The 23,013-nt window shown below is 69.7% G+C and carries 25 protein-coding genes; 9 read left to right on the plus strand and 16 right to left on the minus strand.

Annotated elements, in window-relative coordinates:
* Positions 1-98: 98 nt before the first annotated feature.
* Positions 99-872 carry a phytanoyl-CoA dioxygenase family protein gene (locus ABD978_RS25155; RefSeq protein WP_345359312.1) on the minus strand — a complete coding sequence of 258 codons (774 nt, stop codon included), beginning with the start codon at positions 870-872 and terminating at the stop codon, positions 99-101.
* A 127-nt stretch (positions 873-999) separates the two neighbouring features.
* On the opposite strand from ABD978_RS25155, the gene ABD978_RS25160 reads away from it, so the two are divergent.
* Entirely contained in the window at positions 1,000-1,875 is an 876-nt protein-coding gene (locus tag ABD978_RS25160; protein ID WP_345359315.1) for a helix-turn-helix domain-containing protein, read from the plus strand.
* A 24-nt stretch (positions 1,876-1,899) separates the two neighbouring features.
* Here the strand turns inward: ABD978_RS25160 and ABD978_RS25165 are convergent, their stop codons facing one another.
* The 8 genes from ABD978_RS25165 to ABD978_RS25200 all read right to left on the minus strand — a co-directional run bounded on the left by ABD978_RS25165 (position 1,900) and on the right by ABD978_RS25200 (position 9,062).
* Positions 1,900-2,496: a TenA family protein gene (locus ABD978_RS25165; protein WP_345359318.1), complete on the minus strand. Its 597-nt coding sequence runs from the start codon at positions 2,494-2,496 to the stop codon at positions 1,900-1,902.
* A gap of 107 nt (positions 2,497-2,603) precedes the next feature.
* Positions 2,604-3,350 (minus strand): glutamine amidotransferase, encoded by a 747-nt coding sequence (locus ABD978_RS25170; protein WP_345359321.1) that lies wholly within the window; start codon positions 3,348-3,350, stop codon positions 2,604-2,606.
* 42 nt (positions 3,351-3,392) lie between these two features.
* Positions 3,393-4,436, minus strand: coding sequence for a phosphotriesterase family protein (locus ABD978_RS25175; RefSeq protein ID WP_345359324.1), 1,044 nt, complete (start codon positions 4,434-4,436; stop codon positions 3,393-3,395).
* Positions 4,433-5,449, minus strand: coding sequence for an ABC transporter permease (locus ABD978_RS25180; protein ID WP_345359327.1), 1,017 nt, complete (start codon positions 5,447-5,449; stop codon positions 4,433-4,435). Before ABD978_RS25180 ends, ABD978_RS25175 begins: the two co-directional genes overlap by 4 nt.
* 1 nt (position 5,450) lies before the next feature.
* On the minus strand, positions 5,451-6,209 hold the full coding sequence (locus ABD978_RS25185; protein WP_345359330.1) for an ATP-binding cassette domain-containing protein: 759 nt from the start codon (positions 6,207-6,209) through the stop codon (positions 5,451-5,453).
* On the minus strand, positions 6,209-7,219 hold the full coding sequence (locus ABD978_RS25190; RefSeq protein ID WP_345359333.1) for a substrate-binding domain-containing protein: 1,011 nt from the start codon (positions 7,217-7,219) through the stop codon (positions 6,209-6,211). Before ABD978_RS25190 ends, ABD978_RS25185 begins: the two co-directional genes overlap by 1 nt.
* Complete coding sequence (locus ABD978_RS25195; RefSeq protein ID WP_345359336.1) at positions 7,204-8,178, minus strand: carbohydrate kinase family protein; 975 nt, start codon at positions 8,176-8,178, stop codon at positions 7,204-7,206. The genes ABD978_RS25190 and ABD978_RS25195 overlap by 16 nt, the downstream gene beginning before the upstream one ends.
* Positions 8,175-9,062: a BtpA/SgcQ family protein gene (locus ABD978_RS25200; RefSeq protein WP_345359339.1), complete on the minus strand. Its 888-nt coding sequence runs from the start codon at positions 9,060-9,062 to the stop codon at positions 8,175-8,177. Before ABD978_RS25200 ends, ABD978_RS25195 begins: the two co-directional genes overlap by 4 nt.
* A 142-nt stretch (positions 9,063-9,204) precedes the next feature.
* Between ABD978_RS25200 and ABD978_RS25205 the strand changes: the two genes are divergently transcribed.
* Both ABD978_RS25205 and ABD978_RS25210 read left to right on the plus strand, forming a co-directional pair.
* On the plus strand, positions 9,205-10,242 hold the full coding sequence (locus tag ABD978_RS25205) for a LacI family DNA-binding transcriptional regulator (RefSeq protein WP_345359342.1): 1,038 nt from the start codon (positions 9,205-9,207) through the stop codon (positions 10,240-10,242).
* A gap of 14 nt (positions 10,243-10,256) precedes the next feature.
* The gene (locus ABD978_RS25210; protein WP_345359345.1) at positions 10,257-11,411 is read left to right on the plus strand and encodes a M20 family metallopeptidase; all 1,155 of its coding nucleotides are present in this window, start codon (positions 10,257-10,259) and stop codon (positions 11,409-11,411) included.
* A gap of 54 nt (positions 11,412-11,465) precedes the next feature.
* Here the strand turns inward: ABD978_RS25210 and ABD978_RS25215 are convergent, their stop codons facing one another.
* The gene (locus ABD978_RS25215; protein ID WP_345359348.1) at positions 11,466-11,966 is read right to left on the minus strand and encodes a DinB family protein; all 501 of its coding nucleotides are present in this window, start codon (positions 11,964-11,966) and stop codon (positions 11,466-11,468) included.
* A gap of 42 nt (positions 11,967-12,008) precedes the next feature.
* Positions 12,009-12,683: an SAM-dependent methyltransferase gene (locus tag ABD978_RS25220; RefSeq protein ID WP_425550757.1), complete on the minus strand. Its 675-nt coding sequence runs from the start codon at positions 12,681-12,683 to the stop codon at positions 12,009-12,011.
* Between the two features lie 30 nt (positions 12,684-12,713).
* Between ABD978_RS25220 and ABD978_RS25225 the strand changes: the two genes are divergently transcribed.
* On the plus strand, positions 12,714-13,322 hold the full coding sequence (locus tag ABD978_RS25225) for a helix-turn-helix domain-containing protein (protein WP_345359351.1): 609 nt from the start codon (positions 12,714-12,716) through the stop codon (positions 13,320-13,322).
* A gap of 223 nt (positions 13,323-13,545) precedes the next feature.
* On the plus strand, positions 13,546-14,490 hold the full coding sequence (locus ABD978_RS25230; protein ID WP_345359354.1) for a GNAT family protein: 945 nt from the start codon (positions 13,546-13,548) through the stop codon (positions 14,488-14,490).
* A 65-nt stretch (positions 14,491-14,555) separates the two neighbouring features.
* On the opposite strand, the gene ABD978_RS25235 is transcribed toward ABD978_RS25230, so the two are convergent.
* On the minus strand, positions 14,556-15,203 hold the full coding sequence (locus ABD978_RS25235; protein ID WP_345359357.1) for a TetR/AcrR family transcriptional regulator: 648 nt from the start codon (positions 15,201-15,203) through the stop codon (positions 14,556-14,558).
* A 157-nt stretch (positions 15,204-15,360) separates the two neighbouring features.
* Between ABD978_RS25235 and ABD978_RS25240 the strand changes: the two genes are divergently transcribed.
* Entirely contained in the window at positions 15,361-16,077 is a 717-nt protein-coding gene (locus tag ABD978_RS25240; RefSeq protein ID WP_345359360.1) for an SRPBCC family protein, read from the plus strand.
* A gap of 51 nt (positions 16,078-16,128) precedes the next feature.
* Here ABD978_RS25240 and ABD978_RS25245 read toward each other — a convergent pair whose 3' ends face one another.
* Together ABD978_RS25245 and ABD978_RS25250 are read right to left on the minus strand one after the other, a co-directional pair.
* A complete protein-coding gene (locus ABD978_RS25245) occupies positions 16,129-16,323 on the minus strand; it encodes a hypothetical protein (protein WP_345359363.1) in 195 nt (64 codons plus the stop codon).
* Between the two features lie 127 nt (positions 16,324-16,450).
* Positions 16,451-18,001 (minus strand): MFS transporter, encoded by a 1,551-nt coding sequence (locus tag ABD978_RS25250; protein ID WP_345359366.1) that lies wholly within the window; start codon positions 17,999-18,001, stop codon positions 16,451-16,453.
* Positions 18,002-18,087: 86 nt separating this feature from the next.
* On the opposite strand from ABD978_RS25250, the gene ABD978_RS25255 reads away from it, so the two are divergent.
* On the plus strand, positions 18,088-19,161 hold the full coding sequence (locus tag ABD978_RS25255; protein WP_345359369.1) for an ArsR/SmtB family transcription factor: 1,074 nt from the start codon (positions 18,088-18,090) through the stop codon (positions 19,159-19,161).
* Between the two features lie 190 nt (positions 19,162-19,351).
* Here the strand turns inward: ABD978_RS25255 and ABD978_RS25260 are convergent, their stop codons facing one another.
* Complete coding sequence (locus tag ABD978_RS25260; protein ID WP_345359372.1) at positions 19,352-19,486, minus strand: hypothetical protein; 135 nt, start codon at positions 19,484-19,486, stop codon at positions 19,352-19,354.
* Between the two features lie 998 nt (positions 19,487-20,484).
* Here ABD978_RS25260 and ABD978_RS25265 point away from each other — a divergent pair.
* Positions 20,485-21,210: a class I SAM-dependent DNA methyltransferase gene (locus ABD978_RS25265; RefSeq protein ID WP_345359375.1), complete on the plus strand. Its 726-nt coding sequence runs from the start codon at positions 20,485-20,487 to the stop codon at positions 21,208-21,210.
* 87 nt (positions 21,211-21,297) lie between these two features.
* On the opposite strand, the gene ABD978_RS25270 is transcribed toward ABD978_RS25265, so the two are convergent.
* Positions 21,298-21,990 carry a fructose 1,6-bisphosphatase gene (locus tag ABD978_RS25270; RefSeq protein WP_345359378.1) on the minus strand — a complete coding sequence of 231 codons (693 nt, stop codon included), beginning with the start codon at positions 21,988-21,990 and terminating at the stop codon, positions 21,298-21,300.
* 114 nt (positions 21,991-22,104) lie between these two features.
* Between ABD978_RS25270 and ABD978_RS25275 the strand changes: the two genes are divergently transcribed.
* Positions 22,105-22,992: a universal stress protein gene (locus ABD978_RS25275; RefSeq protein WP_345359381.1), complete on the plus strand. Its 888-nt coding sequence runs from the start codon at positions 22,105-22,107 to the stop codon at positions 22,990-22,992.
* Positions 22,993-23,013: the final 21 nt, after the last annotated feature.

Consider the following 23,013-nt stretch of genomic DNA (forward strand, 5'->3'; position numbering starts at 1 on the left):
ACCGTTGAGGCTGTTCAAGGAGCGACCATCCCCGCGTGCGCGGGGATGGTCCCTGCCTGACCTTCGACTCGGTCAGAGCGCGAAGCGGAATCCGCGTACTACTGGAAAGGCGGGAAATGCTCGTCGGGCAGGGGCCTGCCTGCGGTCAGGCCGAGCGGGTCGGTGACAGGGTGGGCGGGTTCGGCCTCCAAGGTCAGGTCCGCGTCCACATAGATGACGACGTGGGCGATACGAGGGTCGTCGGTGAGGTTGGGCGTGGCGCTGTGCGCGAGGCGGGAGTTGTGAAACGTGCAGTCGCCCGCGCGCAGGGGAACGGTGACACGTTGCTCCCACTGCAACTCGGGCGCCACGGTGAACATGTCGGCGTGGTCGGACAGATCCTGCGACCGCAGGCCGTCCAGGTGCTGGGAGCCCGGGATGAATGTCATGCAGCCGCGGTCGACCGGCACGTCCACCAGCGCTATCCAGGCCGAGAGCGCGTGCCGTGAGCCGGCGTGCGGCCAGTACGGCTGGTCCTGGTGGAACTCGGTCGCGGCCCCATTGTGCGGCTCCTTGATCAGCAGCTGGTCGTGCCACAACCGCAGCGGGATCCCCGCCAGCCGGCCCGCGATGGCCGCCAGATCCGGGTTCAGGGTCAGCTCGCGCAGCGTCTCGTCGTGACGCCACAGCTGGAGCAGCTGCGTGAAGATCATCCCGTCGTGATGGTCCCGGACGGTGTTCCGGGCCGCCAGCGCCGCTTCGGCGAACCTGGCCGCGTCCGCGCGGGAGATGACTCCGGGCAGATGGACGAAACCATCACGGCGGTACGCCGACACGACCTCCTCGGAAAGGCTCTCCGGCGTGGTACGTGGGCTTTCTGCAGCGACAGTCATGCGCGTCTTCCTCGCCTTCTGGGAATTGCCGTTTCGACAACTGTCGCCATCTCCAGGTCCCTCGGCCAGCACGAGAACCCGCAAGCTGTAGCACAATCTTGACGAGCACCCGTCGAAGAGAGGCTCGATGCATCGCGTGCGATTGGCGGAGGTCTTCCCGCCGGACGGGCCGCCCATCGTCGCCGAGCGGTTCGAGCTGCGGAGCGACACCTCCGCCCACAGCCATGACTTCATCGAGCTGGCCGTGGTCATCGGCGGCACCGCCACGCACGTCACGGCCGCGGGCGAACGGGACCTGGACCGCGGCTCGGTGACGATGCTTCGCCCGGGCGACTGGCACGGCTATCGCCACTGCCACAAGCTGATCGTCTACAACGTGTACGTCGGACCGGAGGTGTTCCGGCGCGATCTGGCCTGGGTACGCACCGACCCGCACCTTGGCCGCCTCCTGCACACCGCCGGCCGGTCCGGCCACCATTCCGGCCACCCGCTTCGGCTCGATCCCGCCACGCTGCGCATCGTCGAGACCGGCCTGGCCGAAACCGCGGGTCGACCCCACCCGGCCACCCATCCCGGACCGGCCTATGCCGTACGGGCGGGGATACTGCTCTGCCTGCTGGGCGGCTCGGCGGCAGCCCTTTCCCCCGACCCCGCCGGTGAGCGAACCGACCGCGGCCACCCCGCCGTGGTGGCCGCGACGCAACTGCTGGAGAACGACGTCCAGCGCGACTGGAACCTGGACGACCTCGCCTCCGCCGTGAACGTGTCGCCCGCCTACCTGGCGCGCCTGTTCACCGCACAGCTCGGCATCCCGCCCATGACCTGTCTGGGCAGGCTACGCGCCGAACGCGCCGCGGCCCTTCTCATCGAGACCGACCTGCCCGTCGCGGCGATCGGAAGGCTCGTAGGCTGGCACGACCCCAACTACGCCAGCCGCCGATTCCGGCACTTCTTCGCGCTCAGCCCCGCCGCGTACCGCACTCGGTTCCGTCCCGGCGGCTGACGCGGGCGTGGGCCACGTCGGGCCTCACCCGGGTTCGTGGAGGAACACCGCGTCGTGGAAGGCGATCTCGGCTTCGAGCATTCCGGTGAACCAGCGGGCGAGACGTTCGTCCGGGATGTCGGCGGGCAACGCGTCGACCTGTGCCGCGAGCGCGTCCACGCCGGCGCGGAACTCCGTGTCGGCGTGGAGGGACACCCACTCGCCGATCGGCCCGGACGGCACGTCGCCCTGCTCGTGCGCGCGGGTGCACCACGTGGAGTACAGGCTCTCCGCGGCGAACAGCACGGTCATCACCGCGGGGTACCCGCCCTCACGCGCGGCGGCCAGCGCGAACTCCGACAGCACGGCCGCCCGGCCGGCCGCGTCGGGGCCGGCCGGGGCGGGCCAGACGGCGCGGGCCGCACGGAAGTAGTCCGCCTGTTCGGTCGTCAGCGCGTGGACCGCCCGCGCGTTGCGTTCGATCGCCGTACGGTCCGGGGCGTCCCACACGGCCAGGCCGTGCAGGCGGGTGGCCGTCTCGACGAAGGCCTCCTCGATCGCCAGGTAGTCGGCGTAGGCCGCGTCGCCGATCGTGCCGGCGGTGACCTCCTCGACGAACCGCATGCCGAGCGCCCGTTCCATGGTCTCGGCGCACGAGTCGAGCAGCCGCCGGGATCGGCTCGGGACCCCGTCGGGCGAGTGACCGGGGGGGCTGGTGACCGGAGACGCTGTGCCTTCGCCTCGCTCGCTCACTGGGCGAGCCACTGGATGAGGCCGCCGAACAGGTCGGCGTAGCCGTCCCACTCCTCGCAGAAGGACGTCGGCGCCCAGTGCGGCGAGCAGTCGGAGGTGAACACGGCCGCACGCCCCGAGAGGTGGTCGCCGACCGCGACCAGGGGGTCGCCGTTGAGCGTGGCCAGGATCTCCGCGCCGGGCCGGGGCCGGACGCGGTTGTAGCCCAGCAGCGACGGCCAGTCGCCGGTGACTCCGCCGAGCGCGGGGTGGCCCGCGCCGGTGACCTGCGGACGTGCGCCCGCCGGCAGTTCGACGCGGTCGTCCTCGGGAAGCAGTTCGACCGGCAGTACCTCGTGCAGCACGGTGTTGCGGTAGGCGGCCTTGGCCTCGAAACCGGTGAAGGAGAGATAGCCGCCGACCATCAGCAGGCCGCCGCCGTCGCCGACCCAGCCGCGTAGCGCGTCGATCCGGTCCGCGCCTGGCCGTGCCCGCTCGAACACCTCGGGAGAGAGCTGCAGGGAGTTCGCGCCGATGTCGGAGAGCACGACCACGTCGTACTCGGCGAGCGCGGCGGCGTCATCGGGGAACTGCGCGGGCACCAGGTGACCGGGCAGGTGCACGACCTCATGTCCGCGGCTCTCCAGCGCCCGGCGCAGCGGCCCGACGCCCTCCGCGTACGCACTGGTGGTGAACGAGTCGACCCCCTTGACGTGGATGGAATGGGTGATCCAGCTCTCGCCTGCGATCAGTACGCGGCTCACTGTGGGTACTCCTTCTTTCTGTCGTTCGGGACCGGCGCTCGGTCAGGACGCCGCACGGTCGAACAGCCGGGCGGGGTTGGTGCGCAGAAGGTCTTCGGCGGCCTCGGGGGCGACGCCGTGTTCGACCAGCCTGGGGATGAAGAGCGTGGGGACGTACCGGAAGCCGTTGCCGCCGTACGCGGTGAGCATGCTCTTGAGGAACACGTCGTGGCTGAGCAGCAGGCGTTCGCCGTGCCCGCGTCCGATGAGCCGCGCGATGGCGCGCGCGGTCTCGTGCGGTGCCGGGGACTGTCCCTCTCCCGGGTACCGGAACGGCATTCCGATCATGTCGAACTCGAGCCAGACGCCACGGTCGGCGACCGCGTACTGGTAGTCGGGGTCGTCGTGCGAGGGGTCCATGTGGCAGAGCACCACGGCGCCGGGCGGCACCCCGTAGTCGCCCAGCACGATGTCGAGGACCTCGTGCGCCCGGCGCTGCCAGCCGGGCAGGTGGACGTAGAGGGGGACGCCGGTCTCGCGCTGGGCACGCGCGGCGGCGCGCAACGCCGTGTGCTCGTCCTCGGTGAAGTCCGGCGACACACCGATCTCCCCGATGACGCCCGGGAGGATCCCGGTGCCGTCGGCCCCGCCGGTGAACTCGGCCACCAGCTCCCTGGCGAGGCGGCGTTCCCCGGCCGATGACAGGTGCGCCGGATGGTGCGCCTGCAGGTACCAGCCGGAGCCCATGACGATCCGCAGGCCGCTGCGTTCGGCGAGCGAACGCAGCGCCAGCGGGTCGCGGCCGAGCCCGCCCGGCGTGACGTCGACGATCGTGCCTCCGCCTGCGGAGGCGAACGCGCGCAGGTCGGCCAGCATCGCGTCGACGTCGTCCAGTACGCAGTGGTCGAGGCAGGTGTACGGCTGCTCACGCAGCAGCCAGGCCAGATCCGGTGCGGTCCGGGCGTCGCGCAGGAAGCCCAGCCGCGGGTCGTCCGGCTCCCTGACCGCCTTGCGCACGTCGTTGCGCAGATGCTCGTGGGTGAGGGTGAGGCCGAGTTCCGCGCTGGGCACGGGCCCGGTCACCGTCGTCACCGTGGTGCCGGTCATGGTCTGCGGGTCAGGTGGGCGAACAGGTCGGCGAAGGTACGGCCCCGCAGGTTGATCCAGATCGCGACGAGCAGCACCAGACCGGTGACGATCGGGGTCAGGAACGGGCTCACGCCGAGCAGGGTCAGGCCGTTTGCGATCACACCGGTGATGACCGCTCCGATGATCGTGCCGACCATCGTCCCCCGGCCGCCGAACAGGTTCGTGCCGCCGAGGACGACTGCGGCGATCACGGTCAGCTCGAAGCCCTGCCCGGAGTTGGCCGAGCCGGAGCCCAGCCGGGCCGCGGTGAGCAGACCCGCCACCCCGGCCGCCAGACCGGCCAGCATCAGCGTGATCATCTTGATTCGGTCGGTGTTCACGCCGGCGCGGCGGACCGACTCCTCCTGAGAGCCGATGCCGTTGACGTAGTTGCCGAACCTCATCGTGGACAGCAGCACCGCTCCGAGCACGACCGCGGCCAGCGCGATCCAGGCCAGCGCGGAGAAGCCGAGGAACTTCGCCGCACCGATCCTGGCGACGTACAGCCGCCGGTCGATCGGCACGGAGAACCCCTTCGTCCACAGCTGCGCGATGCCGCGGATCACCGACATGGTGGCGAGGGTGACGATGAACGGGGGGATCTTCTGGTACGCCGACAACCAGCCGTTGACGGCGCCCCAGAAGAGCCCGGCCAGCAGCGCCACGATGATCACCAGGGAGGAGTCCCATCCGGCACGCAGCATCTCGGCGGTGAGGGTGGCGACGAACGCGACGATGGAGCCGACCGACAGGTCGATCTGCCCGGTAGTGATCACGAAGGTCATGGCCACCGCGACGATCAGGGTGATCGCCACCTGAGTGGCCAGGTTCGAGATGTTCCCGAAGGTCAGGAAGTTGGACGCGGCGATCCCGAAACAGAGGAACAGCACGACGGTGACGCCGGCCATGGCCAGGGTCGCCTTGTTGGCACGTTCCCACAGGCCGGGCGTCTCGGCGCGCACGGTGGGGGCCGGCACGGCCTCGACACTCATGTCAGGCCACCTCCTTGGTGTCGGACCCGTTGCCCGAACGGGTGATCATGCCGACGAGACGTTCGATGTCCAGCGCGGAGATCGGCTCGTCCTCGACGCTGCGGCCCTCATGCATCACGGTGATCCGGTCGCAGACCTCGAAGAGGTCCTGCAGGCGGTGGGTGATGAGGATGACCCCGACGCCCTGGCTCGCGACGTCGCGGATCATCTTGAGGACCTGGCGGACCTCGGCGACCGCCAGTGCCGCAGTCGGCTCGTCCAGGATCAGCACGCGCGGCTGGAACGACACGGCCCGCGCGATCGCCACCGCCTGCCGCTGGCCGCCGGACAGCCGGCCGATCTCCTGATACGTCGACTTGACGCGGACGTGCAGCTCCGACAGGGTCTCGGCGGCCTTCGCGTGCATCGCCCTGCGGTCGATGAACGGGCCCTTACGCGGTTCACGTCCCAGGAACAGGTTGCTCGCGACGTCGAGGGTGTCGCAGAGGGCGAGGTCCTGGTAGACGATCCCGATCCGTTCGCGCCGCGCGTCGGCGGGGCTGGTGAAGCGGACGTCGCGGCCGTTGACGGTGATCTGGCCGGAGTCGTGCTGGATGGCCCCGGCCAGAACCTTCATCAGCGTGGACTTCCCGGCGCCGTTGTCACCGACCAGGCCGAGCACCTCTCCGGGGGCGAGCGTGAGGTCGACGCCTCGCAGCGACTGCACCGGGCCGAACGACTTGGTGATCCCTCTCAGGGTGACCAGCGAGGTATCGCTCATCACTTCTCCAGGTAGTAGAGGTAGTTCTGGACGTTGGCGGGGGTGACGATCTGCGTCGGGACCGGCATGTCCTTGGGTACGGTCCGGTGGCAGGCCAGGTCGATCGCCGCGTTCATCGCGTCGTAGCCGAACTCGAACGTGTTCTGCTGCACGACGCCGAGGATCCAGCCGGCCCGCAGTCCGTCCACCGCCTGGGAGGACAGGTCCCAGCCGACGACCTTGAGGTCCTTGGTGCGCTGCTGGCTGACGACCGCGGCGGCCAGTCCGATGAGGGCCGGCTCGCCGGTGGCGTAGGCGTATTTCAGGTCCGGGGCGCCGGTGAGCAGGTTCTCGGCGGCGGTCTGGGCGTTCTCCTGGATGTTGCGCCCGTCGACCACGTTCTTGATCTTCATGCCCTTGGCGGTGACCTCGTCGGTGAAGCCCTTCTGCCGCTCGTTCTGGATCGTGCTGTTGAGGGCGCCGACCACACCGATGTCACCGCGGCCGCCGGTGATCTTGAGCAGTGCCTCGCCGAGTTGCTTCCCGCCCTGGGCGTTGGCCGTGCCGACCTGGGTGGCGACCGCGGGGTCGTCGACGGTGGCGTCCACGGCGACGACCGGCACTCCGGCCGCCTTGGCGCGCCGGATCGCGGGCTTGATGCCCTCGGTGTCGACCGCGTCGACGATGATCGCGTCGTAGTGGTTGGCCACGAGGTCGTCGATCGCGTTGGCCTGGGTGGTGGAGTCGTCGTTGCCGTTGACGATCTGCACCTGTGCGCCGGCCTTGCGCGCCACCAGCTGCGCCCCGGTGTTGATCTGGTTGAAGAACAGCGCCTGGAGGTTGATCGGGACGATGCCGATCTTCGGCGTGTGACCGTTCGTCTTGCAGGTCTGGGCGATCTTCGCGGGCGGGGGCGGCCCCTGCTCGGTGGCCCTCTTCTCCGCGGCGATCTCGCGTCTGGCCGCCGCGTCACAGCCGACCGTCGTCAGCAGCAGGCCGAGCGAGACCACGGCCGTCACCGTGCGTCGCATCTTGTCTCCTCTCCCTGGGAGGGGGCCGGGCCCGGTGTGTGGGCGGCGATGGGGCCGCCCTTCGTGCCGGATCGCGATTCGGGATGGGTGTTGAGGTAGTCGCTGACGGTCTCCCGGCGAGGGAGGCCGTCGCGGGCACCGGGCCGGGTGCACGACAGACCGGCCGCGACGGCGGCGAAAAGTGCCGCCTGCAGCGGAGACGCCCCCCGGTCCAGTTCGGCGCAGTAGGTGCCGGCGAAGCAGTCCCCGGCGCCGGTCGCGTCGACGGTCGTCACCTTGATCGCCTCGCCGTCGTGGCGTTCGCCTGCGGGCGTCAGGAGCGTCCAGCCCCGGGGGCCGTCGGTGACCACCAGGTATACCTGGTGGTCGACGGCGGCCCTGACCAGGGCATCGTCGTCGCCGAGGAACTCGGTGAGCTGCGCGCGGCCGCCGATCGCGTGGTCGGCGGCCGACAGGGCGGCGCGCATCGCCTCCGGCCCGTCGCAGCCGTCGAGATCCACCACCACGTGCGGCCCCGGCGGGCCGGAGAGCACGGTGGCCGCCTCGGGGAAGCGGTAGCCGTCGAGGTAGAGCCAACCCGCGCCCGCCTCACGCGCGACCCGGACCACCTCGGCGATGTGGTCTGTGTCCACCGCGTCGTCCTGGCTGATGACGGAGCGCTCGCCGTCCGGCGTGAGCAGGATGACCGCCGTGGTGAGCGCGGCGGTGCGGGACGTCCAGGCCGTTCCGATGCCTTCGGCCTCGAGCGCCTTGAGGAACGCCGTGCTCAGCCGGTCGGTGCCGACCACACCCGCGAACCGCGCGTCGGCCCCCACCCTGGCCGCCGCCACCGAGGCGTTGGCCGCCATCCCGCCCTCGCCGTACTGGACGCCGGTGGCCTGCACGCGGGCGCCGGGTCCCGGCAGCACCGGGACGCGGACGGTCAGGTCGGTGTTGGCGTAGCCACAGAAGACGATCACGGAAGGACCACGCCCGCCTTGACCGCCGCGGCGGTCAGCTCACGGACCTTGGCCGTGTCGACGCGCCCCCACCAGCGGCCGTTCTCCTTCACCGACGACGCGACGATCACGCCGTCGCAGGCGGGCAGCAGCCCGCCGACGTTGCCCGCGGTGATGCCGGAGCCGATCACGACCGGGAGCGTGGTGTTCGCGGCGATGCCCTCGACCTCGTCCAGCGCGGCCGCGTCTCCGGTCCGCGACCCGGTGGCGATCAGCACGTCGGCGCCGAAGAACTCGGCGTCCTCGGTCTGCTCGGCCAGTGTGCGGTCGGCGACGATCGAGTGTGAGCCGTGCTTGACGTGCACGTCGGCGAAGACCTTGACGGGACCCGCGCCGATCCGGCTGCGATAGCGGGTGGCGTGCGCCGACTGGCCCTCGATGATGCCCTCGTTGGCGACGTAGGCGTTGGCCCACTGGTTGACCCGGACGAAACCGGCACCACCGCTCCAGGCGGAGGCGATCGAGCACTCGGCGGCGTTGGACAGGATGCTGACGCCCAGCCGGCCACCGGCGTTCGCCGGCAGCGCGTGCCGTACCCGGTCGGTCACCACGGCCATCGCCGCCGCGGTCTCGTAGCCGTGTTCTCCCGGCTTGAGGAACGGGATGTCCCAGTGGTTCTCCACGATGAGCCCGTGGCAGCCGCCCTCCAGGTACGCCCGCGCCTCCTCGATCGCGAACACGGAGATCTCATCGAGTGAGGTGCCCTCGTAGTGCGGGCTGCCCGGCAGAGGGGGCAGGTGGATCACGCCGATGACGACCTTCGGAGTGCCGAACAGCTCCTCGATCGCGTTCGGCTTGGGAGGGAACACGCCCAGTACCTGCTCGCTTCCGGCGGCCCGCACCATGTCGCTCCTTGTGTAATCGATTGCAGTGAAGTTGGGTTGAACCGTAGGTGGCGTATCCGCAGGACGTCAAGGGTCTATACTCAACTTCGTCGCTGTTGATCAGCAATGCTCTCGTTTCGAGGCGGATCGGGAAGGTAAACGATTGCAGCGCGTCACGATCGCCCAGGTCTCCGAGCGCGCCGGCGTCTCCACGGCCACGGTGTCCCGCGTCCTCTCCGGCAAGGGGCCGGTCTCGGCCGCGGTGGAGCGCAGGGTCCGGCGCGCGGCCGAGGAGCTGGGCTACCAGGTCAACCCCATCGCGCGGGCACTGCGCAACAGCCGGACCGACACCGTGGGCATGGTCGTGCCGAGCATCTCCAATCCGTTCTTCACCTCGCTGGTGGAGAGCGTCGAGCACGTGCTCGAACGCGAGGGCAAGGAGCTGTTCCTCTCCGATGCCCGCTCCGACCCGGCGATCGAGGCTCGGCGGCTGTCCTCGCTCGCGGCGCGCAACGTCGACGGCATCATCGTCAGCCCGAGCCATGGCACCGAGAGCGGTCCCGCGGTCCAGGAGACGGCGGACCGGCTGCCGCTGGTACAGCTCGACCGGTTCGTCGGCGGCACCAACACCGACTGGGTGGGCGTTGACGACGTCGCCGCGATGCGCATGGTCATGGACCATCTCCACGAGGGTGGGGCGCGTTCGGCGGCCTTCATCGGCTCCCTGCTGACCAACTCCTCGACCGAGCAGCGGTTCGCCGGGTTCCGGCGCCGCGCCGAGGAACTGGGCATGAGCGTCCACCCCGACCAGGTCTTCCTCGGTGACTACAGCGTCGACTGGGGCGAGGCGGCCGCGGCGCGCCTCGTCGACGCCGGGAACCTGCCGGACGCGATCGTGTGCGCCGACGACCTGATCGCTCTGGGGGTCACGCGCGCCTGCCGCGCGTACGGCATCGCGGTCCCCGATCAGGTCCAGGTGACCGGGTACGACAACATCGAGTTCTCGCGGCTCGGCGAGCCGGCGCTGACCACGGTGGATCAGCCTCGTGACCGCATCGCCGAGGAGGCCGTACGGCTGCTCGCCGCCGCGAGCCGGGCAGCGGACACCGACCGAGGCCCGTCCGCCCGCATCGCACTCGTGCCGACCCTCGTGGTGCGCGACAGCACCAGGGCCGGAGCGGCACGCCGGGCCCAGCACTGATCAGGAGGCCGAGGATGGGTGGATCAGCCGGACGAGCCGACGCGGCCGGGCACGGCGGAGCGCTGGCGCTCGCGCGACGGCTGGTGCGCATCGACACCAGAGGCGGCGGTGAGCGTCCGGCCGCGGATCTGGTCGCGGACGTGCTCGACGACGCGGGCTTCGACGTCCGCGTCGACGAACCGCTGCCGGGCAGGGCCAACGTCATCGCGCGCTTCGGGCCCGAGACGCCGCGGATCCCGGTCACGTTCACCGGCCACCTGGACACCGTGCCCGCCGAGGAGTCCGGCTGGTCGTTCGACCCGATGAGCGGCGAGGTCCGCGACGGACGGCTGCTCGGCCGCGGTGGCAGTGACATGAAGGCGGGCGTCGCCTGCCAGGTCGAAGCGGCCGTGCGCGCCGCCCGGGAGCGTCCCGGTGACACCGCGGTGCAACTGGTGTTCACCTTCGGCGAGGAGACCGGCTGCGACGGCGCCGCCCTGATCGACGCGGCGTCACTGACCCCCACCGACCTGCTCCTGGTCGCCGAGCCGACGGGCAACCGGCTCGTTCTCGGGCACAAGGGCACGCTCTGGCTCAAGGTGAACGCCCATGGGATCTCCGCGCACGGCTCCCGGCCGGAACTGGGACGCAACGCGCTCGCCGCGCTCGCCGGTGCGGCGTCGCGGATCCACGCGTATCGGGGCTGGCCGGTGAGCCCGGCGTACGGACCCGCGACGGTGAACGTCGGCACCTTCCACGCGGGTACGCAGCCCAACCTCGTGCCCGACCGCGCCGAGATGCGGCTGGACGTCCGTACGATCCCCGGCTTCGGCTCCGACGACGCGGTCGCCGAGATCACCCGTCTTTCCGGCGAGGACGTCGACATCGAGCGGCTGGTCGACCTGCCGGGGGTCGCCACCGATCCGGCGGACGTGACCGGCGTCATGGAGCTTCTCGTGCCCGGCTCCTCGACACGGCCGCCCGAGTACGCGACCTATTTCACCGACGCCTCGGTGCTCACCGGCAAGCTCGGCGCCCCCGCGGTGATCGTGTACGGGCCCGGTGACCCCGAGCAGGCCCACGTCACCGACGAGACCTGCTCGGTGGCCGCGATCGCCGAGTCGGCCGCCGCGCTTCACCACCTGCTCCGCGCATGGGACGACTCGCTCGTCCGCACGCCCCATCGATGACGCCACCGTCGCCTGCAGGTCCCACCGTGCCGCCGGCAGTCCCGCGAGCGAAAGTCAGCGCCCGGTCGCGCCGTCGATCAGTTCGCGGAGGATGTCCGCGTGGCCGGCGTGACGGCCGGTCTCCTCGATCATGTGAGTGAGCGCCCAGCGGACACTGGGAGCGGGGCGTCCCGGCCGCGGTCGAGGGACCGGTGCACCGAGATCGGCGCACCCGTCGAGCACTTCGTTCGCGCGCTCGACCGTCTCTCGGTAGCGGGCCACGACGTCGGCCACGCTGTCCGCCGGCGCAGCCTGGAACGTCGCCTGCCAGTCGGTGACGTCGTCCCCGAGGAACATCGAGCGTTCGACGAAGGTCAGATGGTTGAGCAGGCCGAGCAGGTTCGTGCCCGACGGCACTGCGACTGTTCGCGCCTGCGGTTCGGGGGCACCGTCGACCTTCGCGGCGATCGAGGTCCGGAGGTAGTCGAGGAATCCGCGCAGGGTCTCGCTCTCGCTGCTTCCGGTCCGGGGTGGCGGGGTGTCGCCGCGGCGGTCGCGGCGCGTGGTGCTGGGCACAGTGGTCTCCGTCCTTCGTCGGGAGCGGCGCCGGCCGCCGTGTCAGGCGGTGCGGCGGATGAGTAGGACATGGTCGGTGACCTCGGCGGTGCGTCCGCCCGGTCCGGTCGCGATCCGGCGGGGCGCGTCGGCCCGCTCGACGGTCCATGTCGCCGGGTCCAGATCGATATCGGCGGCGATCTCGTGCGGGCTCGGGTACCGGGCGTCGGGATCCTGATTCCACGACCACGGCGCGGCCGAGCCGTGGTCGACGACCAGCAGCCGCCCGTCCGGGCGCAGTGCGTGCGCGGCGGAACGCAGGACGGTTGTTCTGTCCAGGTCGAAGGGGGTCTGCAGGTAGTGGGCGCAGATCAGGTCGAATCCGCCCGGTGGAAAAGACTCGTGCAGGTCGTGCCGTACGGTGATGACGCGGTCGGCCAGTCCGTGTGAGCGGGCGAGGGCGACGAGCCGCTCGACCGCCACGGCCGAGATGTCGGCGGCGGTGACGTGCCACCCCTGGTCGGCGAGCCACAACGCGTCGCCGCCGTCGCCGCATCCGAGGTCCAGCGCGTCGCCGGGCGGCAGGCCCGTGATCGTCTCGGTGAGGCGGGCATTCGGCTGCGGGCCGCCGGTCGGGCCGCGTGGACGCCGTCCCAGAAGGTGACCGCATCGGTGGTGCTCATCAAGACTCCTCTGTCGGTATGCGCTCAGTCTTGCCAGGCATGCCAGGACCGGCACGGAATCTTGCTGTTCTGGCAAGATGGCCGTGTGGATCGCAAGACGGACGACGACGTGCTCGACGCGGTGGGGCCGCGGCTTCGCGCGCTGCGTCGTGACCGCGGCATCACCCTCGCCGACCTCGCGGCGACGACCGGCGTGTCGGAGAGCACCCTGTCCCGGCTGGAGAGCGGACAGCGCCGGGCGACCCTGGAATTGCTGCTGCCGCTGGCTCGTACCTACGACGTTCCGCTGGACGACCTCGTCGGTGCCCCGCGCACCGGCGACCCCCGGATACATCTGAAGCCGATCAGGCGGTTCGGGATGACCTTCGTGCCCCTGTCCCGGCGACCGGGCGGGGTGCACGCGTTCAAGATGATCATCCCGGCCCGGCCGAAACCGCTCGAACCGACCCCGCAGACTCACGAGGGCTTCGAATGGCTCTACGTGCTCAACGGCCGCCTGCGGCTCGTGCTCGGCGAGCGCGACCTGACATTGCCGCCCGGTGAGGCGGCCGAGTTCGACACGTCGTTGCCGCACTGGCTGGGCAGCGCCGACGGCGGCCTGGTCGAGCTCCTCATCCTGTTCGGCCTGCAGGGGGTGCGTTCGCACGTACGCACCGACCCTCACCGGCCGTCTCAGGTCGAGAGCCGGCGGTGAACTCGGCGGGCCGCACGATCCGGCCGTGGAAAGGGATTTGCCGGCAGGACCCTGATTGGGTAGACGTTACGGCTGGACCTCTCACCAGGGCTGAGGGGCCAATGGCAGTGAGAGGAGGGATAAGCCCATGATCCCCATGATCACCGCGCTTGTCTCCTCCCGGGGCGTGGACCGCGTCTGACCCCGGAGCGGACGGGCGCCCTCACCGGAGTGTGCCTCGACTGTGGAATTGAACAACCTGACCATGCGTCCGATCACCGGACGCGAAGAACTCGACCTCTTCTGCCGACTGCCCTACGTCCTGAACGAGGAACTGGCGGACGACCTCGCCAAAGGCCACCGACGGCTGGAATGGATGTGGGTCGCCCTGCGAGATGACCGGCTGCTGGCCAGGGCAGCCTGGTGGACCCGGGCCGGAGGTGACACACCGCTCCTCTTGGACGTCCTCGACATCGACGACGGCATCCCCGATCCCGGCCGGGTGGACATCGGCGTGCGGCTCCTGCGCACCGCGATGGCCGCCACCCTCCCGAGCGGATCGCCGCGACCCGAGTACAGCCGCTTCACCTCGCCGGACTGGCGTGAAGACCCGGTGACCCGACAGGTCGTCCACGACCGCATGACGATTCTCGAGCGCACCGGTGCTCGGCCGTTCGTCGAGCGGCTCCGCCTGGAATGGCGCCCGGGAACCCCGATTCCCGAGCCGAGTGGCCGTCTCGGGTTCCGGCCGGTCCAGGACGCCGAGGAACTGCAGACCCTGATGACCTTGGCGCTGGACGGAACGCTGGACGCTCATGGCCGCGCCGACCTGAGCCGAATGCCGGCCCGCGAAGCGGCGGTCGGACACTACGAGAGCGAACTCGCGCGCTACACCAGCCCGAGAGACTGGTGGCGGATCGCGACCCTACCCGAGGGGGACCCAGTGGGCTTCGTGATCCCGGCGCACAACGGTTACAACCCGATCATCGCCTATCTCGCCGTGCTCCCCGAGCACCGCGGCAACCGCCACATCGACGACATCCTCGCCGAGGGCACCCGCATCCTCGCCGAACAGCGCGTTCCCCGCATCCGGGCGGCCACGGACCTCGGCAACATCCCCATGGCGAACGCCTTCCAGCGCGCCGGATACATCAATTTCGAACGCGAGATCAACATGACCTGGAGCTGACCGAGCGGGCGGGGAACACCGGTCAACGGCCTCCCCGCCCCCGGTTCGTTCCCCGGAGGCATGCGTCACCGCGCTGGTAGCGCGTTCAGTTCGTCGGCGATCAGCAGGCCGGGGTCGAACTTCATCCCCGCGAAGTGGCCGGCGAGTTCGAGCGACAGCACGCCGTGCAGGCGGGTCCAGAAGGACAGGGCGCGATGTACGGTCGCGGCCGCTGCCGGGTGGCGGCCGGTCCACTCGCGGTGGTTCTCGAGGTGGGCGTCGAACGGGGTCGCCGGTTCGTCCATCGGTGGCGCACCGCAGGCCTCGAGCAGGACCGCCATGACCTCGAACGAGATCGCCGTGGTGTCGTCGGGCGCGTGGTAGCCGGGAACGGGCGTGCCGTAGATGAGGAAGTACCGGTGCGGGTCGCTGCGCGCCCATTCCCGGATGACGCGAGCCAGCCCGGCCAGGTCGGCACCGGAGTCGAACGCCGCCCGGACGGTGTCGGCGAGACTTCGGTAGGCGTCGCGGATGAGCGCGGTGATCAACTCGTCGCGGCCGGCGAAGTACCGGTAGAGGGCGGGGCCGCTCATGCCCATCCGTTTGGCGATCGCGTTGAGCGACAGCGCGGACACTCCCTCCGCGGCGATCTGCTCCCACGCGTGTTGCTTGATCTCCATGCGCACCTGAGCCCGGTAACGCTCCCGTGGGCTCTGCCCACCTGGGTCCGTCATCAGCCGCTCCCTCCCGATCAGCGTGACACCGTCGAAGTCTAGTTAGAGCGCATCACCTTTTCTATTGCCTCTCGAACGGCCGCGTTATAGCTTCTAACTAAAGCGATAGGCCATAAGTCGCAGCTGCCGGTCCAGCCAAGGAACGAGGAGAAGAGCCGTGAGCGCCACCAACCCGTCCACCTCACCGAACCCGCAGACCCCGACCAGCACCCCACGATCCCCCCGTCACCAGGCTCGGCTGCGCTCCGCCCTGCTCGCGATCCCGCTGGCCGCCGCCGGACTCGTCGGCGCCACCGCCGCCGCACCGGCTCATGCCGCCACCGCCGGCCAGAGCGCGACGGCCGGCCACGTCACCCGGCCCGAGTCGCTGACCTGCCTGGGCCGGGGCATCGATCCCGCTGCGCAGCTCCACCACCGGACCGAGACCTTCATCAAGGCGCCGCTGAGCACCGTCTGGAAGCTGCACACCGACGTGACAGGGTGGCCCTCATGGCAGACAGCCGTCACCGGCATGAAGCGGCTGGACCCGGGAGCGCTGCGGAAGCGTTCGCGGTTCCGGTGGACCACTCCGGCCCCCGCCACGCCCACGACTCCCGCCACCACCCTGGTCATCACCTCCACCGTCCAGCAGATCAAGCACAACCAGTGCATCCGCTGGACCGGACCTGCGATCGGCGAAGGACTACGCATCGATCGGGGCGTCCACGTCTGGAACTTCATCAGGGTCAAGGGCGGTGTCCTCGTCCGCACCGAAGAGAGCTGGACCGGCGCCCAGATCGAGACCGACCCGGTCACCGCCATCACCTACCTCGCACCAGGCCTCGACGCCTGGCTGGCCGACCTCAAGGCCGCCGCCGAAACCCGCTCCCGCTGAGCGGACCAACGATGGTCCGGCCCCACGGGGCCGGACCATCGTCACTGGGGCTTAGCGCCCATCTGCGTTGAGCAGGCGTGCGGTGATCGCCGCCGGGCCGACTTTGGTGTCCGGTTCGATGACGGTCTCCGCTCGCCCGTAGACCACCGTCACGGGCTCCCTCGTCTTGGTGGCCTCTTGGACCGCGTCGAACGCGACATCGTCGAGGTGCACGTTCGGGTCGTTCACTTCGATTCGTTTCGGCATGGCTTTCTCCGTCTCATTTTTCGTCGCGCCCTGCTGGCGCAGAAGCGCGCACTGTGGGGATAGACCGTGCCGAGCCGGGCGGGATGTGCAGGCCGAGCACGCATGCGCCCTACGGCGACGGGCCGGTTCACTGACCCGATGAACCGGGTGTCTCGGTCGAGACCGTCAGAGAGGGAACCGGTGTGGCTTCGGGGAGGGTCGCAGCGGTATCCCGCTCGCCGGCGATGCCGATGGTGCCGTCGGGGAAGCGCTGGACCGAGCGCACGCCGGGCAGCAGGTTCAGCAGCAGGCAAGGTGTGCCGATGAGGGCCGCGGCGGCCAGCAGGGTCGTACGCATCCCGAGAAACTGGGCGGCCGGAGCGGCGGCGGCGTAGCCGGCGGGCATGGCGATCAACGAGATCATCCAGTCCAGCGAGCTGACGCGGGCCAGCATCTCCTCAGGGAAGAGCTGCTGCTGCGTGGTCGCCAAGACCTCGCCGACAAGCGCGGTCATGGTGAAGGTCACGGCCACGCTGAGCGCGATGGCGAAGACCGGGGCGGGGGGAGCGAGCAGAGCCAGCGGACCGATCCCGATCAACGCGGCGGCGTTCGCGGTGACCAATGGGCGGCGCGGCCGGTAGTGCAGCGCGGCCAGCCCGCCGACGATGGAGCCCACCGAACCGGTGACCATGATCACGCTCCAGGCGCCGGCTCCGCCGTGGCCGTGCTGCATCACGACCGGGCCCAGGACGAAGAAGAACGCTATGGCGAAGTTCCACACGCCCCAGCAGAGCAGGTTGGCCAGGTACCAGCGGCGCTGGGCCACCACCGACCAGCCGTCGCGCAGGTCTGCGAAGAAGTGCTGTTTCTCGGACCGCTGCGCCTGTCTGCGCAGGTGCATTCGGGAGATCAGCGCGAAGCTCAGCAGGAAGCTGATGGAATCGATGAGGATCGCGGTGCCTGGACTGGAGATCGCCAGCAGCAGCGCGGCGAGGGCCGGGCCGAGTACCTTGGTGGTGCTGTCGGTCAGGCCGAGCAGGGCGTTCGCCGGTTGCAAATGCTCAGCGCCGACGAGCTCGGGTAGGACGGCCCTGGCTGCGGGGGTGAAGAAGGCGAAGGCCATGCCGGCGATCGTGTAGGTGACGGCGAACTGCCAAACCGCCGCTTGATGCAGGAATATCAGCACGGCGAGCAGGCCGTAGCAGACCGCCTGGATGGCGTCGGTCGCCATCAGCACGAGCTTGCGGGACAGCCGGTCCGCCCAGACCCCGCCCACCGGCAGCATCACCACCTGGCCGACCGCTTCGCAGGTCAGCACCTCGCCGACGTTCAGGGCGCTGCCACCGGAGCGCAAGATGGCGAAGACTATCGTCACTGGTATCAGGGCATTGCCCATGGCGGAGATGCTGCGCGCGGTCCACAGGAGTCGGTAGGGGCGCTCCCGCAGCGGGCTCAACGATTTCGGCATGGGCATGGGCGGCCCTACTTTCTGAGTAACAGGTGGTGCGCCGCGCTCGCTTACCGGTGCGCCGTCGCGGCCGCGGCGATGACGCCGTCTGCGACGCTGGGCCGACCGGTCAGCCGAGGCAGCCCCCGCAGGGGGCGGGCGTGCCCCGGCAGGGGGCGGGCGTGCCCCGGCGGGCTTTGATCGTGGCCTCCGCTTCCTCCCTGTGCGCTTCGGAGCGGGAAGGGCCCTCATGTGGGATCTTGCGGGATGACAGGACAAGAGACCAATGATTTGATCAGCTTCAAAGGCAGTCACGTTTGTCCGGATTGGCGGGGTGCATGATCAGGGTCACGCTGGGAGTCGACGCCCTCGCCAGCACCCGGTTCGCGATCTCACCGATCCACACGGTCGGCCAGTTGCTGTTCCTGTTCCATCGCCGCCCCCATCTGCTGGCCCCGGCCCTGCGGCGACGCCTCCAGGCGGCCCTGCGTGAGCGCGATCTGGGCCTGGTGGCACGGTTGATGCGCGGCAGCCACGGCGGCTACACCCCTGACTTCATGACCCCCCGCCCTCGCAGCTTCCACGCCGACCTGCACACCGAGCTGCATCATCTGACCACCACACCGGCCGAGCGCATCGGCTACGACATGGGCGAGTTCCTCAACGGCTCCACCGTCACCGGCGCCCCGGGGGTGGCTTCCAAACCGGATGCGGTCGCCATCCTGAACGTCCTCGACCACGGCGAGACCCACCTGGCCCACACCCTCGCCGACCAGCTCCACCACCTTTGGGACGCCGTCCTGGCACCCGCCTGGCCGCAACTGCGCGACCGGATGGAAGCCGACATAGCCCAGCGCGCCGCCACCATCACCCACGACGGCTACATCACCCTGATCAATCAGGTGTGCCCCACCCTGACCTGGCGCGACGGCGGCCTGGACATCGACCTATGGCGCAACGCCCCCCGCCCCGACCCCTCCCATCACCACACCACCGCCGACACGATCGTCTTCACTCCCTCGGCGTTCGCCCCGACCTCCTGGTTCTGCGTCGACGCTGAGAGCGCCCCCCATAAACAACCACTGACCATCGTCTACCCCCTCCTGCCCGACTCCGCCCCCGCCGCTACCTCAGCGGCCGGCCTGGCCGACGTCATCGGCGAAACCCGGGCCCGGATCCTGGCCGCCCTGGCCGCACCCCGCACCACCGGGCAACTCGCCCAGGACCTGCACCTCACCGCCGGCACCATCTCCTACCACCTGCAACTCCTCCACCAGGCCGGTCTGGTCACCCGTGCCAGACACGCACGCCAGGTCCTGTACCAGCAACGCCTGCCCGCGGACGAGCACATGTCCCCCGCCGGCCCGCCGGTCATCGCCGCTCCGGGCCCGCTTGCCGACCAACGAGACTGACAACTTAAGCCCTCCGCTTCCCGCTTTCCCTCGGTCTCGAGAGCACGGGCGTCGTCTGGTACCACCTGGCCTGAACAGACGCCACAGCATGCCCGCGGAACACGAGCGTGGCCGGCGGGTGCTTCGCGTAAAAACGCGTTCCCCCCGAGCCGGGGGGAACGCGTTCATTTCGAGGAGCGGAGTCGCCCGGTCAGAACCGCCGCTCGCGGTCCGGGGTATTCGCCGGCCGGGTTTCGCGCCTCGGCAGGCCGTCGATCTCCTCGCGGCTCACCTTGTGCCCGCCCTCGCTCCGCTGTTCGTCCGACCCCGACTGCTGCTTGGTCATATCGATCTCCCTCTTGTTCGTGATCGCCGTCCACGCTCTGGTTGTGGACGGCGCCCGTTCCACAGCGGAATCGGGCCACTGAAGACAGTCCGGCGCTGCTGGAAATGGCATCGCTTGAAACTCCGTGCCGCCATCGGCAACGGTGGCCTGGCCCCCTACCGGGCCCTCCACCTCACCCGCGTGCAACACCGCCTCCAGCAAGCCCGCAAACAGGAGAGATACGACCTCACCACCTGATCAACCCGTCGCCGGCAGCGCCTCGATCCCGGTGATCGCCTGGTCGCTGTCCCGTTACAGCACCGCGTGGATGCCGGCCCGGCTCGCCGCGTCGACGACGACGTCGGCAACTCGATCAGGTCGGTGTCGGCGACGCAGAGGTACTGCTTCCACATGTCCGCCATGAGTTCGCCGGCCTGCCACTCGCAGAGCCCGAGCCGCTCCCTGACCGCCTGGTGCACGCCGTCTTCGGTGATCGCGCCGACCGCCGAGCCGCTTGTCCCACCGCTGAATCGAAGTCCATCTCCGGGGTGATCTCCAGGACACCCCCGATATCAAAGACAACCACACGAACCACGATGATCTTTATGACGGTGATCCACGTCCCCGCGTTCAAAGATCACCTGCATCGACGGCGCGGTCCAAGGACTCACCACTCCCCTGTCCATCGCACCGACTAATAGGTGCGCGATGGCCTTCGAAGCCGAAGAGGGCGCCAGGCTTCTTGACCATTATGCAATCCGACTGTAGCGTCTCCGCTGTTGAACTGCTTGACTGAACGGGGACCAATGTTCGGCATGCAATTATGGAAGCCGCGCCTCAGGCTTCTCCTCGACCGCAGGGCGGAAATCGAAAAGCCGATATTCTTCCGCCTCAACTGTCCGATGGATATCGACCCTTCCGGCCAACGAATTCCTGCGTCTTTTCGGTGCTGACCAAGCAGTGGCGCACCCGAGACCTCCTGCGTACGAATTTCAGTTCGACACCACTCCGAGGAAGCCATGGCGCAGTACGACATCCTGGCCAAACAACTCAGCGATATCGAGAAGGCCATCCACTTCTACCGTGAGCACGTGGAGCTCCCATCGTTCTTTCACGCTCTGGGGCCGGTGAACGGCAAGCGTGTGCTGGACGTGGGGTGCGGCGACGGTCTCTATGCCCGGCTGGTCGCCCAGAGGGGCGCCGGTCAGGTGGTGGGAACGGACTCCTCCAGCGAGATGATCCGGCTGGCCGAGGCCGCCGAGGCGGACCAGCCGCTGGGAGTCCTGTACCACGTCCACGACGTGGCGACGATGCCGACAATGGGCGAATTCGACCTGGTCATCGCCGTCAACGTACTGCACTACGCGGACAACAGGGCGACGCTGGACGGCATGTGCGAACGGATCTCCTCGAACCTCGTCTCCGGCGGCAGGCTGCTGGCCTACGTCGGGAACGCGGATGTCGACAGGGAGGCGGCACGGGATTTCGGTTTCATCGTGGACCGCCCGGCCGACCTCGGTGAGGGAGACCCCTTCACCGTCACGATCCGCACGAATCCTCCCGCATCAGTGCAAGTTCACTACTGGACGGCGACGAGCCTCACTCGGGCCGTGGAATCCGCCGGGTTCACGCGGGTCGGCTGGGAGGAGATGACACACTCCTCCGTCTCCGATGACGCCGCCGCGCGTCTCGGCCGCCTGCTGAAGAACCCGCCGGGCCTCCTTCTCAGCGCGTACAAGGAATGACCCGGAAATCACGCGGGACGAGTCCGGTACAGGCACTCGGTCAGTGCGGTGCTTCCGTGCCGTGACTCTTCCGCCGTGGCCGTTGCGTCAGATCTTCCCGGCCTCGGCCGGTGTCCCTCCGCGCGCCTGGGCGGGCGCGCCGATGGGCTCCCAGCGGTCGGCGATGCGAGCCTCGACCTGCGGCATGGTGGTGTACTCCAGGTCCTCGATCGGCAGCCGGTGCGGCTCGAACGGGCCATGCCGGCGCAGGTAGTCCATCGCGAGATTGGCCTGGTGGCGTGCCTCGTCGAAACATGGATCGGCGAACAGGTCACGCGGGCCGATCAGTCTTCCGTCATGGATCTGGAGGCCCAGGGCGACCACCCGCGGCGGACCGTCGAACCGTGCCGGATGCGCGTGCTCGACCGAGACCGGCATGAACGGAGCGTGGTGAGATCCACGCATGCAGCCGGCAACGGTGTAGGCGAACGTGAACGGCTCCAGGACCTCGCCGACGGCGGGCAGTCCGGACTGCGTCCGTACGATCATCACCGGGTCGTCCTTCCCGACGTACTTGCCGGCGATCAGCGACAGGCGCTGCGTGCTCGTGGCCGCAGCCGTCTCTCCGAGGCTCTTCGACCGGACGCCGTGCACGACATACCGGGCAGGCGAGCCGATGAACATCAGCATGTCGTACAGCTCGGCAGGACAATCGAAGAAGATCCTCCGGGGCGGCCTTGCGGAGCGCCTGTTCGATCGAGGTCCGGTGCGCGGCGACCGCCGCTCCCCTCGGCTGCCCACGGACCATCGCCTCTATTTCGCCGGTCGCGAGGGACACACGATGGCAAAGGGAGCGCCCGCGATCCCGAGAACGAGATTCGGACACTGGTGGTCGATGTGGAAGGGGCAGGCGTCATGCGAGAACCCATCGTGGTCGGCGTCGACGGGTCACGCCAGGCCCTGTGCGCCGTGGACTGGGCCGCGGCCGAGGCCGGGCGCAGAGGGCTGCCGTTGCGGATCGTGCACATCGCGACCGGCTGGGAGCGTGGGGACATCCCGGCGTACCGTGGTCGTGGACCGGCGACCTCGCAACCGGAGACCCCTGGGCTGAGAATCCTGGACATCGCCGAGGAACGCGCCCGGATGTTCGGGCCCATCGAGATCGAACGACGGCTCGGCATCGGTCCCATCCCGGGCACACTCCTTCAGGAATCGGCCGGAGGCTCGCTGCTCGTCCTGGGACAGCGCGGTACCGGCGCCTTCTCCCGGCTGCTGCTCGGCTCGGTGAGCCGCCAAGCGGCCGAACACGCTCCCTGCCCGGTCCTCATCGTGCCGACGGACACCGACCCCAGGCCCCGGCTGCCGGAGATCGTCGTGGGGATCGACGGCTCTCAAGCCTCCGTCGACGCCGTGGCTTTCGCTCTGGAGGAGGCGGCCGAGCGCGGGCTGGGCCTGCGCGGGGTCCACGCGTGGGACCGCCCCGACTATCCGGCGGAGATGCGGCCGGTCTGCTACAACACCCTCACGATCGAGGAAGAGGGTGCCAGAGTCCTGTCGGAGTCCCTGGCCGGATGGGCCGCCAAGTATCCCGACGTACCGGTGATCCAGCAGGTGATCGAGGGCAGCCCGGTGGCGGTTCTCACCGAGGCCTCGCGCACGGCCGAGTTCCTCGTGGTCGGTGCCAGAGGGCGCGGCGGGTTCCCCGGCCTGCGCCTCGGCTCGGTCAGTCACGCGGTCCTGCACCACGCCGAGGGACCGGTGGCCGTCGTACGGCGGTCCGGCGACGGAACGAGCGACGGGTGATGACCGACGGCGTTCCCGCTG

Source organism: Actinoallomurus liliacearum, from assembly GCF_039542035.1.
In the GTDB taxonomy this organism is placed as follows: domain Bacteria; phylum Actinomycetota; class Actinomycetes; order Streptosporangiales; family Streptosporangiaceae; genus Actinoallomurus; species Actinoallomurus liliacearum.